This is a genomic window from Megasphaera massiliensis (assembly GCF_036305205.1).
Classification (GTDB): domain Bacteria; phylum Bacillota; class Negativicutes; order Veillonellales; family Megasphaeraceae; genus Megasphaera; species Megasphaera massiliensis.
Map to the genome: position 1 here is coordinate 91944 of NZ_JAXIXE010000045.1, position 14266 is coordinate 106209.

The following is a 14266-nucleotide window of genomic DNA, read 5'->3' on the forward strand; positions in this document are numbered from 1 at the left end:
CGACGCCCCCTTACCACTTCCATTCAGCGCCGATCCGCCACATCCGGCCGTCGACATAGATGTCGTCGACTTTCTTGTCAAAAATATCATCGACGCCGCCGTAGACGGCAAAGCCGCCGCTCAGTTTCTTGCGGAAGGAGAAGTTCAGCGTATTATAGGTATAATCCTGTCCGTCAAAGCGGTAGTCGTTGCTGAACTGATCCCAGAGGACGGCACTGAAGCCCTTTTCTTTATGATCGTCGTATAAGAGTTGCAGCGTCGTCGTATGTCTGGCCCGATAATTGAGGCGTTCGCCCGTCGTACCGTTGGTCGCGTCGAGGTAGTTATGGGTCATCTTCACGGTCCAGCGGTCATTGAGGCGGCGCCCCACTTCGGCTTCGACGCCGTTGATATCGGCCTTGGCGATATTGATGTACTGATAGGTCATATAGCCGATGGGAGCTGTTTCGATTAAGTTGGTCACCTTATTATGGAAATAGGTCAATTTCCCGAAATTGCGGCCTTTATCGTATTCTAAGCCGAAGTCGAAGCTCGTCGATTTTTCCGGTTCCAAATCGGGATTGCCGTAGATATTGACCGTCGTCGCTCCCATGGCCCGGTGCATTTCCATATAGAGTTCACTGATGGACGGGGCCTTATAGCCCTGGCCGTAATTCGATTTAAAGCGCCAGTTCTGATCGATGTTATACGTCAGGCCGATTTTAGGCGTCGTCTGACTGCCGAACTGGCTGTTGTGCTCAAAGCGCAGGGACGGGATGAGCAGCAGGCGATCGTTGACCTGCCACAAGTCTTCTACATAGCCGGCATAGGAATTGACTTCGTGCCCGGCCACATCCTTATCAAGACCGACCGACGAGCCGGAGAGGCGGGTCCCTTCGTATTTCAGTTTCCGATATTCGCCGCCAAAGGTCAGGTTATGATGGTCGCCGATATACATCGTATCCCGGGCTTCGGTCACCCAAGTGCTGTAATCAGCCCGGTCCATATCGGCTCTGGGGTACATGCCGCCTAAGATCCGTTCCATCATGCCCGGAAAGAGAGGGCGGTCATTGTAGATGACAGAATTTTTCTTCAACTGATTGTAATACGTGCGGAACATGTAGTCATTGCGGCCGGTCTTCCCGGTGTATTCGACGCTGGCTGCCCGCTCCTGTTCATGGTAAAATTCCCGCTTATCCAGCGACATCGGAAGCTTCATGGGCCCCATGGCATACCAGGCCGGAGCAAAATCGGACCGCAGGTCATCATTATGATACTCCAGGTCGACGCGCAGCTTGTTGTCGTTGCTGTTTTCAAAGTCATAGACGCCGGCCAGATGGTACATGCGGCGCATGCCGTACATGGCCCGGTCATAGCCTTCGGTCACGGTCCGCGTGCCGCGGCCGGAGACGGTGCTGCTGTAGACGTAGCGGTTAAAGGGCCGCAGCCGGTCCCAGCGGGCGTCGAAGGACGTCGACCAGCGATGGTGTCTGCCAAAGTCGATATTGACGTATGACGCCGTATTTTCCGTACCGGTGACGACGCCTACAGTGCCGCCGGCCTTATCGGGGACCTTGGTGATGATATTGATGACGCCGCCCATGGCATCGGAGCCGTAGAGGGAGCTCGACGGGCCGCGGACGATTTCAATGCGCTCGATATCGCTCAAATCGAGGCGTTCCAGGGCATAGACGTTGGTCGTGACATCCGTATCTTCACCGGCATAGCGCTTGCCGTCGACGAGGATCAGCGAGTGGTTGGTGCTCATGCCGCGAATCATGACGGCGTTCCCCGTCATGCCCGCCCGGGCCAGGTTGACGTTATTGGCCAGTTGCAGGGCCGACCGGACATTCGCCGCTCCCATGAGCTGCAGATCTTCCTGCGTCCAGACTTCGACCGCCTGAGGCACGGTCTTCACTTCTTCTTCGGTCTTGGTCGCCGTGACGATGACGTCTTTTAATTGGACCGGTTCTTCATTTCCGACGGCAGCGCCTTCAATCGTTCCATACAAGGACGTCGTCATGAGTACGGCTAAGAGTGCCGTATAGTTACGATAGTTCATTCCCTTTGCTCCTTCCAGCAGTCAGTGCGTCCCATAAGGCACACACAGGCGGTACGTTTCAGCACCTTCCTGTACTTCCGTAATAATAGCTTGTATGTCGTACAGCGGTTCAATGATGTCCCGCCGAAACACATCCTTAACCGGTCCGTCGACGACGATCCGTCCTTCTTTGACGGCAATCAGGCGATGGCTGTAGCGGGCGGCATGATTCAGGTCATGGAGGACCATGACTACCAACACGCCCGTCGTTTCATACAGTTCAGCGATGAGTTCCATTAAATCTAATTGATGGTGAATGTCTAAATAAGTCGTCGGCTCGTCGAGGAGCAGGACTTCCGGCTCCTTGGCCAAAGCCAGTGCCAGCCAGGCCCGCTGCCGTTCCCCGCCGGACAGGGCCGAAAGGCGTCGGTGCTGCAGCTTGGTCATCCCCGTCCCGGCCAGCGCCTTATCGGCAGCCTTACCATCTTCTTCGCGAAGGCTGGAAAAGAGGCTCTGATAAGGAAGCCGTCCCAAGAGGACCAGGTCCCGCACGGTAAGATCGCCGGGGGCCTGCATCGACTGGGGCATAAAAGAGATCATACGGGCCAGGGCATCCGTCGAAAAGCTGTTCATGTCGCGGCCGTTCAAGGTGACGACGCCGGCCGACGGCAGGATCAGGCGGGCCATCGTCTTCAGTAGCGTCGACTTCCCCGACCCGTTGGGGCCGATGATGGAGATGATTTCTGCCTTGTCCAGTACCAGGTTCAAGTCCCGGGCAACGACCTTATTGCCGTATTGGATCTGAAGACCCTTAAGTTCAATAGGACTCATGGCGTACCCAGCCTCCGTCTCAATAAATACAGGAAAAACGGCGCCCCGATGAAGGACATGAAGATGCCGACAGGAACTTCCATGGGACTGAAGACCGTCCTGGCCGCAGCGTCTGCGCCGGCTACCAAGACGGCACCGAACACAGCCGAGCAAGGCAAAAGGGGCTCGAAATCAGAACCGACGATGAGGCGCATCACGTGGGGCACGACCAGTCCGACGAAGCCCAAAAGGCCGGCTACGCTGACGGCAGACGCCGCCAAAAGCGCGGCCAGGGCTACCAAAAGAGCCCGCGTCCGATGGACCTGAACGCCTAACGTCTGAGCTACGTCGTCGCCGAGCTGCAGGGCATTGAGGCGCCGATAGAGGCAGATTGTCCCCACCATGCCGATCAGACTATAAGGCAGGATCATGCGCACGCTCTGCCAGCCGGCACCGGCAAATCCGCCGGCCATCCAGGACACGGTCCCCTGGACCTTATCGGAAAAGAAAACGGACAAGGCCGTCATGCCGCCGCCAAAGAAGGCCGCCACGGCCACCCCGGCCAGTACCAGGCGCAGGGGATTGACGCCCCGCTCCCAGGCCAGGAAAAAGACGATGGCCGCCGCCCCTAAGGCTCCGGCAAAGGCCGCTAAAGGTACCCAAACGGTCAGCGTCGGCGCCAGCATCATCAAGGCCATAGCCGCCAGGCCCGCTCCGGCCGAAATGCCGATAATGCCCGGATCGGCCAAGGGATTGCGAAGGACCCCTTGGAGGATGCAGCCCGACAAGGCCAGGTTGGCCCCGGCCAAGGCGGCGCAGATGCCGCGAGGCATGCGCAGGGTATAGATGATACGGTAATCTTCCGTCGTCCCCGGCGCCCGCAACGCCAGCCAAAGATCCGGTAAGGGGATCGATACGGCACCGACGACGACCGTTAAAATAAGGACACCGACCAAGAGGACCAGGCCGGCTAAGAGGACCGTCAGCCGCCGGATCTCTCTTTTCCGGGTGACCTTATCCGCCATCATAGGGTCCCTCCCCCATACAGGCGGTCGGCCATGTATTCCATGGCATCGGCAATGCGGCTTCCCGGATTGACCGTAAATAGGGCCGTCGGCAGGGCATAGACCTTCCCTTGGCGCACAGCCCGGACCTGACTCCAAGAATCGCTGTCAGCCATGGATGACCGGAATCGATCGGCCTCATCGGGACTCTGGCCCATGGAGATGATAAAGATGACCTGCGGATCTTGGCGCAGGACGTATTCCATGCTGAGGGGCACAAAGGGCTCGTGAGAACCGGCGCCCTCGGCAATATTGGTACCGTGGAGGCGTTTCAGCATATCGCCGGAAAAGCTGGCTGCCGTCGCCATATTGTTGCTGTCCGGCGAACTGAAGAGGATCAGGGCCCGCGGGCTTTCCTTCCCGCCGGCAGAGGCCATGACGGCATCGGTCCGATCTTTGATATCGGCAGCCTTCTTCTCTGCCTCCGGTTCACGGCCGGTCAATTCGCCAAAGAACTCCAGCGTCCTCAGACTGTCTTCCAAGGAATCCAAGGAATTGATGTACAGCGGGATGCCGTTTTGGGCCAGGGTTTGGCGAATCTGGTTGTGAAAAGGCACGTTGATGCCGACGACTAAATCCGGATGGAGCGATAAAATCGTCTCTAAATTAGGCCGATGAATGATGCCCACCGACGGTACGGCTGCCAAGGCCTCGGCCAGTTCCGGTGCCATAGAATCAGACGTCGGCTTGCCGACAATCGTATCCCGGCCGCCGGCAGCGTCATATAAATCAAGATTGGATACATTCAAAAAAACGACTCGCTGCGGGTGAACGGGAATCGTGACGGACTCTCCGGTTGCATCCACGACTTGACGAGTCGCTGTCGATGGTACCCCATCGGCGTCTGCCATCATGAACCAGGCCACGGCTGCCACGATGACAATGCCGCAAAAAATAAGACTGCTGATCAATACTTTACGCAAAAAAGACCTCTCTTTCAAAGAAAACTACCAAAACAAGACATAAAACACGAATGCAGCCAAGGCCCATAAAGCTCCTAAAAAGGCGAAGCATTCGCCGGTCCCGTCGAACACGACTTCTCCCTGTATGCGATACATAGACAGGTCCTCCTTTCCCTAAAAATCCGGCGGGGATGGCGGCGTGTTCCCAAGGGGATCTCCTATATAAAAGTTTTATTATCGATATCGATTTTCAATATATTTTGTAATAAAATCATAACATATTACAATTATAACGACCACTCCAATTAGTCGGGAAATGATCCGTTCCGACATTTATTTTGTAACCGCCTGTCTGAACAGCCTTTCCTGCTATTCTCATTATCATTTTATTTGACATATTGAGAATAGAGGTATATCATGTTAATACATCGAATCTTATAACCTTTTAGGAGGCGTCCCCTATGAAACATACCCTCTATCTTTTCTCGTATCTCGTCATGCTGCCCTTAGCCGCTGCCGTCTTCGTCATCGCCCTTTTCACCGGCTGCGTGACTGTTGAATCCCTACTGAAAGCCTTGCTCTGGCTGACCCACAGCACGATGACGACGGAAACCAGAAACCTGGCCGTCGTCATCGCCGCTATGCCTCTTGCCCTGTGTTCAGCGTCGTGGGTACTGGCCCGCACGGCCTGTCAACTGCGCCATTATTGGTCCTAAGGCAAGGGATTTAAAATTTATAGGTCAGCTGCAGGCGGGCATAATCGCCTAAGGTAAACTGTTCCGGCCCGTAGAGCGTATCCCGGCTGTGAATGCCCTTGGCATCGAAGGTATAGAAGGCTTCGACGAGGAAATTTTTAGCCGGTACATAGCCGGCACCGACGGTAAAGCTGCGAATGCCGTCGAGATAGCGGTCCGGCAGGCTTTCCGTACCGTTGCCGCCGAAGAAGGAGCCGTGCTGGAAGTATTTATAGTCGGCAAAGGCATTCCAGCTGCCCGGTATGTCCGTATCGCTGCGGCCCACGTCGAGGCGCACCGTCCAGAAGTGAGGCGTTCCGCCCTTATCCCGGCCAAGAAGGGTAAAGTCTGCCGTGCCCCGCTGATGATCGTACCGGGACTGACCGTTCAGGAAGCGGCCGAATTCCGTACGGTTCTGGCCGTAGTCGGCAGACAGGCGCAGGTTCTGTCCGATCTGCCAGCGGGCCCCGATGCCGACGACGTCGGCAAAACGGTCAAAGATATCGACATCATTGCCGTGGTTATTTTCCGAGAACCACGGCTGTTTGTCCTGCCTGAAAGAGTGGAAGTACCAAGCCTGAAGGCCGAAATCAGCGCCGAATTGTTTCTTGACCTGGACGAAAGCCGCCCGATCGAGAGGGGCAATGACGTCGCGCCGGAGGATCGTCCCTTCCGTAAGGATCGGCCGACCGATGGCTTTTTCTAAAGCCGCCCGGGGCTGCTTGCTGGCCGAATCGGCACTGCGGACGAGATCTTCCAGGGCTTTCAGGTATTCCGACAGCAGTCTGGGAATCTTCAGCCCGTAATTCGGGTCGTTTCCATTGAAGTCGGCACTGCCGTAATTTTCCTTGTACAATTCATCGATGAGATGGTCCAGCGTCGAGTCGAACCGGTACTGTGAATACCAACCCGCTCCGTCTTGGCCGGAATCTTTCCAATCGAGGCTGCCGATGTCTTCGATGCCGTCATAGACATAATCGCCGGCCCTATCGCTGCGGCTCACATTACGCCACATGCCGCTTCCGTCCAAGGGACGGTAGGTCGTCCCCATTTCATCGTCCTTGCCGTAATAGCCCCAAGCTTCTTTGGCCGTATGCTCGGCAATGGCTTCATAGCCCCGATGCAGTTCCGCTTCCCGGGAAGTGAGGAAGGCCCGGCCGTCACCGAGAGCCCTGTCGTCACTGAGGCTGATGGAAAAGTATTTATTCATTTCCTGTTTATAGGCCTTTTCTTCCGGCGAGTCGAAGTCGCTGATGTAGCTGTTATAGTAGACATCGGCCGCCTTATAGACGACGGCTCCCGTGTCTTTATGCTTCAAGCGGTACAATACCTTGCCGTGAATCGGCACGTTGAGGGTAATGCCGGCTTGAGCCGCTTCTTTGCCGTAGGCCGTGTTCACGATGTGCTGGAGGCGGCGGATTACCTCGCCCTGCTCCTTCGTGTCGGCCCCGTTTTTTACGGCATCCCGCAGCTGCTGGTAGAAGTAGACCTTGTCGTTTTTCCCCTTATAGGACTTATTGTAAATATCGTTGGGGCTGCCTTCGTCGTAGACCGTTCCTTCGCGGTCGGGATCGGTCGTTCCCGGCTTCAAGGGGTTGGCGCCGGCCATCTTGGCCAGATCATAAGGCCAATCGTCGCGATTGAGACCGATCAATTCCGATACCGTCGGCGGCCGATAGAAGACGGCGTGCGTCGAATGGGTATAAGCCGAATCGGAGATACCCGTACTGTGCTTAAAGGACCCGTATCCCAGGCGGACCTGGGTATCCTTTCCGGTCCAAACGGCGCGGACGCCGTCGAATTCTTTCCCGAACCAATAACCGGTGACCCCCATGGGTTCCGTCAGGCGGCCGATGGAGAAGTCCCATTTCCGTACGCGGTGCGTCAAGTCCGCTTCTTCGACGCGCTGATGCTGAAGGCCTTCTGACAAGGGCACGGTCTCTGCCGTATCGACGGCTGCCGTCCCGGAGGCGCTGCCCAAGAGGCGCAGATTGGTATCGTCTCCCAAGCGGGCATCGACGCCCAAACGCAGGCGATGGCTAAAGCCGTGTTCTCCCCGGTCATACATGTTGCGGTCTGCCGTATCGATGTACGTATCTGCCCTAAAGGGCGGCAGCTGGCGGTCCTGTCCCTTATGGGAATCCCACCGCAGGCGGTAGTCACCGATGATGTCCCAGCCTTCTCCCTTAGACTCGTCAAAGGGGCGGGCGATGAAGTCGTTCATGCGAACCGGCGTTCTGGCAGCCCCTGCGCCTTCAGCAGCGGAAGCCTTCTTCCCTTCGAGGATGTCCCGGGCATCGCGGCCCAGTTTAAAGTTGACCCCAAAGCGGTAGACCCGCTGCTGCGTCGCCCGGTCGTCGTCGCGGTGGTTGAACAGGTTGTTGATGCCGAAGTAGACCAAGGAATCTTTATTGATCTTTTTCTGCACCATGAGGTTCCAAATACCGAAGGTCTTCTTCTGGTACCGGGGCTTGCGGTACACGGCCCCTTCTCCCTGAAGGATATCGGGCCAGTAGTTCGACGAATCGGAAAGGGAATTGCTGTCCAGCATGTGGATGTAGTAATTGCCCCATAAGGACCCGCGCCAGCCGCTTGCCGGGTCGTCATAGTCAAGGCCGATATCGACCTTATGGACCGGCTTGTCGAGGAGGCGGCGCGGCATATCAGAGTCGCTCTTATTGATGGCATGGAGCCAGGTATACCCCAGTTTAGCCGTCCAATGACGGCCCAGTTTCTGCTTCACTTCCGCTTCCAATCCCGTAATTTCAGCGCGGCCGATATTCTTAAAGCTGTAAATCAAATCGGGGGCCCGCATCCATTTGGCCGAAAAGCCCAAATCAGGGGCAAAATCCATGTAGCGGCCGGTAAAATAGACGGTCATGTAATCTTTGATGCGGTTGTGGAAGAAGCCCAATCGGGCCGACGTATTATCATTTTCCCCTTCGATGCCGATGTCGAAGTTAACCGACGTTTCCGGCTTCAAATCGGGATTGCCGACCCAGTACCAGCCCATGCGGGCCACGCCGATGCCGACGGGACTGCTGCCGTACATTTCCCAGTTATACCAGAGTTCGCCCATGCCCGGTTCGGTATAGCCCGTGCCGATATTGGCTTTAAAGCGCCGGTGTTCGTTGCCGCCGACATTGTGGGTCAGCCCCAAATTTCCCGAAAGATGGCTGCCAAAGAGGCTGCTGTCGTCCAGCCGGAGAATAGGGGTCACGATGGTCCTGTCGTTGACCTGCCACGTATCTTGGATGAAAAAATTACGCCGATTGATCGTGCCTCGCCCCGTCGTAATCCGGTTGTTGCGGCGGCGGTACTCTTCGAGAAAATGGCGGCCGTTAAAGACCGGCGCCTTTTCCCGGGTCTTGGGATCCGTCGCCATGCCCCACTCAAAATACTTGCCGACGATGTTCGATGCGCCGGCCAACTGCGGGTTCTGGTCGCGCAGCTGCTGTTCAAATGTCCAGTAGTCCTTCCACTTGTCGTCGGTCATGGACGAGTCATTGTACCAGCGGCTCGGCTCCTTATCCTTCAGCTTATGCCGTTCGTAATCGGTATAGGTAATGAGGGGCAGCGTCGACGGATCGTTGCGGTCGGCGCCGTAGTATTCATAATTTTGGTCCCATTGAGGCAGGCTGGTGCCGTTATCATAAAAGGCATAGTCGTGGATGTGGGACCAGACGGGAACGCTCGTATCTCCATCGTTTCGCATATAGGCATCGATGCCTTCGACGAGGAGGCCCTTGTCGTAATCCCAGGGATCGATGTAGCGCGTCGACATCCGGGGCGAGCTCTTGAGACGGCTTCCTTCGCCGGTCTCTTTGATAAAGCCGACGCCGTAGCTGAGGAGATGGCGGTCATTGATCTGCGTATTGGCCGACGCCTTGAGACTGCGCTGGCGGTGGTCGACGTCGTCGACGTATTTCAGCTCATTCTTGCCCTCGTAAGACGACCGTCCATAGTAATTGATGAGGGAAATATCGTCTTCCTTCATACGGGAATAATTCGTTTCTACACTCCAGTCGGTCCTGCCGGCCCGTCCCGTCCAGCCCAAATTATACGTATTGCGGTCAGCCCGCCGCTTAAAAATCTGTTGGGGCTCCATATCGCTGTCGGTGTGCTTGACGTGGCGAAGGAGGTCTTCCGTATAACGTTCGACGTTCCAATGGAGGCTGTTATTTTCATTGATGTCATACGTGCCGACCATACCGATCGTATCGGCCGTCCCGTGGTAGCGCAGGGAGTTTGGCTCAAAATTGGCCATATCCTTATTTTCGATGATCCACGTCCGCCGCGGCTTCTCACTGGCGTATACGGGCATGATGTCCCGCTTGCTGCCGTAGACGCCGAGGCCCATGTTTTCAGCGGCCAGCCAGACCTGCATGGCAGCAATGCTGGCATCGACGACGCCGTGATTCCGGCCGTCACTCTGTCGGACCCAGGCTTCATCCGGTACATAACCGATGGCAATGGTCAGGGGTGCTTGGAAGTGGTATTTCGTGATGGCCTTAATCTGTTCGAGTTTCTCCTTCGATTCGATGACCCAGGCCCGAATGGGCTGATAGTTTACGGCACTCGGCGCCAGCAGGATGGCTTCCTTCAGTTTATCAACGAAGGCCGGTTCTACTTTTTTATCCAAAAATTTGCGGACCGAATAACGATCCTTCATCAATTGTTCAAATTCCATGGTCAAGTCTCCTTTTCGCATAAGGTCTCCCCGTCATCGGGTTATCCTCATTATACTTACTGGTATAAAATTTACAAGTACGCACATTTTTGGTACCTAAAAAAATAACTTCCATGACAAAAGCCGATACCAGGCATCCCAGATAGATGCCGGTATCGGCTTTTCTCATGCAAGATTCAGATTTCAGTCCCCCTATGTAATTCCTCCATTTTTCTAAAAGGAGTCTAATTAAATCCGGGGATTTCGGTACTCTGACGTGGGCGTTATTAGTATTGCTAGTTAAACTTGTTTGGCCGTTTCAGTCCCCTTACGGGGATTTTGGTACTCTGACGCTACTTACTTTTTAATTTCTGGTCGATTATTGGTTAGTTTCAGTCCCCTTACGGGGATTTTGGTACTCTGACTCGGCATGATTCTTCTGCCTGAATGGTACGCGTTCGTGTGTTTCAGTCCCCTTACGGGGATTTTGGTACTCTGACGAGGGCGGCAAGAAGACTGGTGTCATGTTGTTACTGAGTTTCAGTCCCCTTACGGGGATTTTGGTACTCTGACACAAACCAAAAACGGAAAAGCACCAATTTATTGGTGGTTTCAGTCCCCTTACGGGGATTTTGGTACTCTGACATGTGTTAATTTTCACCAGTTTCGGCGATTTGTTAGTTAGGTTTCAGTCCCCTTACGGGGATTTTGGTACTCTGACTCGGCGTTCCGGTCTGCCAGTCGATTTCAACGGCGACGTCGTTTCAGTCCCCTTACGGGGATTTTGGTACTCTGACACGGCGGATTTAAAAGGTATCCGTGACGCATGGAAGGAGGTTTCAGTCCCCTTACGGGGATTTTGGTACTCTGACTCTAAGTTCGGAAAGTTCTTCTGCATCATTATTGAAAATGGTTTCAGTCCCCTTACGGGGATTTTGGTACTCTGACGTGAGGGAATCCATACTCTCATTCTTAGGCTTATTTTTTAGTTTCAGTCCCCTTACGGGGATTTTGGTACTCTGACCCGTAGCAAGAACCTCCGAGGATGGAGATTCTATTATGTGTTTCAGTCCCCTTACGGGGATTTTGGTACTCTGACCTTATTAAAACAATCAGATTCTGAAGTAGCTAAACAGTGTTTCAGTCCCCTTACGGGGATTTTGGTACTCTGACATGGGTGGCGATTTCGCTGCTGGTCTATTACAGAGTTTCAGTCCCCTTACGGGGATTTTGGTACTCTGACTCTGCCTCCCAGTACCCGCTCCCTGACTGGGCTCACAGGCGATTTTTTCAAACCTCCGGCTTTTTTGGCCTTTTTCGCTGACCCGGGTGAAAAATAAAAATCAGGCAGTGCCGCTTATCCGCTTGGTTATGCCGTTTTTCGTAGGTTTGAAAATTTTCAAACCTACGGGGTTTTTGACCCTAAAATCGGTTTTCCAAAGCCGTCGCATTACTTTGACTTTTCTTTAGTATACGTTTTTCGACTTTTATTGTCAAACGAATTTCGGAAAAGGGCTCATCTTCGAATGTCCTCGCAAATGCCTCTCATCGGGCACAGGAGCGCCTTCTCCCTCTTAGCCATCTAGTCTGTATGAGTCGACCGTAGATGGCCTTTTAACGCTCGTCTGAAGGGTTTCCGCATAAAACAAGATTTCAGTCCCCTTACGGGGAATTAGATGATGCGACGGTATGACAGTCCAGTTGAGAGTCTACTGTTATGTACAGTTTCAGTCCCCTTACGGGGAAATTGTTAACTCAGATCTAGTCGTCACATCACTTTGGCTTTTCTTTAGTATACGTTTTTCATCTTTGTTATGAAAAAAGGACGTCCCATGACAAATCACGAGACGTCCCTTTATTCGGAGTCAAACGATGATCTTATTTGCCTTCAAAGGTCGGTTTACGTTTTTCTACGAAAGCAGCCATGCCTTCCTTCTGGTCGTTCGTGGAGAAGCAGAGACCGAAGACTTCAGCTTCGTAAGCGATGCCGGTTACGACGTCGCAGTTGATGCCGCGGTTGATGGCAGCTTTGGAGAGCTGTACAGCGACGGGAGCGTTCTTGGCGATTTTGCCTGCCAATTTGAGGACAGCCGGCATTAATTCTTCCTGAGGAACGACTTTGTTTACGAGGCCGATAGCTTTTGCATCTTCAGCACCGATCATGCCGCCGGTGTAGATGAGTTCTTTAGCCTGGCCGCGGCCGACAACACGAGTCAGACGCTGGGTGCCGCCGAAGCCCGGGGTAATGCCGAGGCCGACTTCAGGCTGGCCGAATTTTGCGTTTTCCGATGCATAGCGGATGTCGCAAGCACAGGAAAGTTCGCAGCCGCCGCCGAGGCAGAAGCCGTTGATAGCAGCGATGACAGGCTGAGGCATGTTTTCGATTTCCGTGAAGACGTTCTGACCGAACTGGCCCCATTCGCGGCCTTCTGCCGGAGTCTTGGTAGCCATTTCTTTGATGTCTGCGCCGGCAACGAAGGATTTTTCACCGGCACCGGTGATGACGACGACTTTAACGGCTTTGTCGACAGCGATCTTTTCGATAGCGTCTTTTAATTCCGTAACCGTGTCGAGGTTCAAAGCGTTCAGGGCTTTCGGACGATTGATGGTAATCGTTGCGATACCATTTTCTACTGCACAAAGAATGTTCTGGTAATCCATGAGATAAACCTCCTAAAACAACTGATATAGAGAATAGTATAGAATGAGTATAGAAAACGACGGGTCTTTTCCATGATGGAATCCAACAGGCCGGACCGCCCCCGGGACGCTGGTGAGATACGCCGTTTTATGACCGTAAATCTTTAAAAATAATACGGGGTGTGATAGTCACGCCCCGTATTCAATTAGCACAATGCTAACTTATTTCGCGTAGTCGTAGAAGCCTTTGCCAGTCTTACGGCCGAGGTAACCAGCCTGGACGTATTTCTTGAGCAGCGGGCACGGACGATATTTCGGATCGCCGAAGCCTTCGTAAAGAACTTCCATAACGTGGAGAACAACGTCGTTACCGATAAGGTCGCAGAGAGCCAGAGGTCCCATGGGATGGTTGAAGCCGAGTTTGCAGACGTTATCGATGTCTTCTTTGGATGCAACGCCTTCCATCAAAGCCTGGATAGCTTCGTTGAGCATCGGAATGACGATACGGTTGCCGGCGAAGCCCGGGAAGTCGTTAACTTTAACCGGAGTTTTGCCGAGGTCTTTCGACAACTGTTCGATCTTAGCGTAGGTTTCGTCAGAAGTTGCGATGCCGTTGATGAGTTCGAGCAACTTCATGACCGGAGCCGGGTTGAAGAAGTGCATGCCGATAACTTTGTCCGGGCGTTTCGTAGCTGCGCCGATCTGAGTGATAGCCAAGGACGACGTGTTGGAAGCGAGGATCGTGTGTTCCGGGCAGAGTTCGTCGAGTTCTTTGAAGATAGCCGATTTGATCTTCAAGTCTTCGATAGCAGCTTCGACGACGAGGTCGATGTCGCTCATATTTTCAGCCGTACGGGTAACGAAACCGGAAATGCGAGCCATGGTTGCGTCTTTGTCAGCCTGGGTCATTTTTTCTTTAGCAACTAATTTGGTCAGAGATTTGTCGATTTTGGCCTGGCCGCCGGCGATAAATTCGTCTTTAATATCGTTCAGGACAACGTCCCAGCCGTGCGTAGCGAAAACCTGTGCAATGCCGGAACCCATCGTACCAGCGCCAATAACCATTACTTTACTCATGTTTAACTCCTCCTTCGTCGCGTGATTTTTTTCACTAGATTAGTTTAAAAAAAAGTCACACGCCTCATAAATAAGATTCACTGCTTACATTGATAGTATACCACACACACCAAAAAAATCCACTAAAAAACGGCACTTTTTTCATTTTTTCACATTTATTACATGCATTTTATGCAAGTCGTTTTAAGTCAAGTTACTTATTATCATTCTTTAATATAATTATGTCATGGAAATACGTTACGTTATGAACTTATGTTATAAAAGTTACGTTGTTTTTTCACAAAGTGCATGGAGTTCTATAGCCATAAGGAATCGAAAGTGCCGGAGACAGGCCCTTTCGTGGGTACCAA

At 53.4% G+C, this 14266-nt stretch carries 8 protein-coding genes and 1 CRISPR repeat array; of the genes, 1 reads left to right on the forward strand and 7 read right to left on the reverse strand.

All coding sequences use genetic code 11. The features are described 5' to 3' along the window. Window positions 1–10: 10 nt before the first annotated feature. Genes UCI88_RS10235 through UCI88_RS10250 form a run of 4 tightly spaced genes read right to left on the reverse strand, consistent with a single transcriptional unit; the run spans window position 11 to window position 4817 of the window. On the reverse strand, window positions 11–2041 hold the full coding sequence (locus tag UCI88_RS10235; protein WP_256179458.1) for a TonB-dependent receptor plug domain-containing protein: 2031 nt from the start codon (window positions 2039–2041) through the stop codon (window positions 11–13). A 21-nt stretch (window positions 2042–2062) separates the two neighbouring features. Beyond that, window positions 2063–2851 (reverse strand): ABC transporter ATP-binding protein, encoded by a 789-nt coding sequence (locus UCI88_RS10240; RefSeq protein ID WP_044503047.1) that lies wholly within the window; start codon window positions 2849–2851, stop codon window positions 2063–2065. Next, window positions 2848–3858: a FecCD family ABC transporter permease gene (locus tag UCI88_RS10245; RefSeq protein WP_044503048.1), complete on the reverse strand. Its 1011-nt coding sequence runs from the start codon at window positions 3856–3858 to the stop codon at window positions 2848–2850. Before UCI88_RS10245 ends, UCI88_RS10240 begins: the two co-directional genes overlap by 4 nt. Further along, window positions 3855–4817 (reverse strand): ABC transporter substrate-binding protein, encoded by a 963-nt coding sequence (locus UCI88_RS10250; RefSeq protein ID WP_256179457.1) that lies wholly within the window; start codon window positions 4815–4817, stop codon window positions 3855–3857. The genes UCI88_RS10245 and UCI88_RS10250 overlap by 4 nt, the downstream gene beginning before the upstream one ends. A gap of 440 nt (window positions 4818–5257) precedes the next feature. Here UCI88_RS10250 and UCI88_RS10255 point away from each other — a divergent pair, with 440 nt between their 5' ends. Then, window positions 5258–5512 carry a hypothetical protein gene (locus UCI88_RS10255; RefSeq protein ID WP_044503050.1) on the forward strand — a complete coding sequence of 85 codons (255 nt, stop codon included), beginning with the start codon at window positions 5258–5260 and terminating at the stop codon, window positions 5510–5512. 10 nt (window positions 5513–5522) lie between these two features. On the opposite strand, the gene UCI88_RS10260 is transcribed toward UCI88_RS10255, so the two are convergent. From UCI88_RS10260 to UCI88_RS10270, 3 genes are all read right to left on the reverse strand, one after another. After that, complete coding sequence (locus UCI88_RS10260; RefSeq protein WP_330024189.1) at window positions 5523–10220, reverse strand: TonB-dependent receptor domain-containing protein; 4698 nt, start codon at window positions 10218–10220, stop codon at window positions 5523–5525. A gap of 295 nt (window positions 10221–10515) precedes the next feature. After that, window positions 10516–11442: a CRISPR direct-repeat array (repeat unit 36 nt; unit sequence GTTTCAGTCCCCTTACGGGGATTTTGGTACTCTGAC). A gap of 635 nt (window positions 11443–12077) precedes the next feature. After that, window positions 12078–12860 (reverse strand): short-chain-enoyl-CoA hydratase, encoded by a 783-nt coding sequence (locus UCI88_RS10265; protein ID WP_044503054.1) that lies wholly within the window; start codon window positions 12858–12860, stop codon window positions 12078–12080. A 201-nt stretch (window positions 12861–13061) separates the two neighbouring features. Beyond that, window positions 13062–13916: a 3-hydroxybutyryl-CoA dehydrogenase gene (locus UCI88_RS10270; RefSeq protein ID WP_044503055.1), complete on the reverse strand. Its 855-nt coding sequence runs from the start codon at window positions 13914–13916 to the stop codon at window positions 13062–13064. Window positions 13917–14266: the final 350 nt, after the last annotated feature.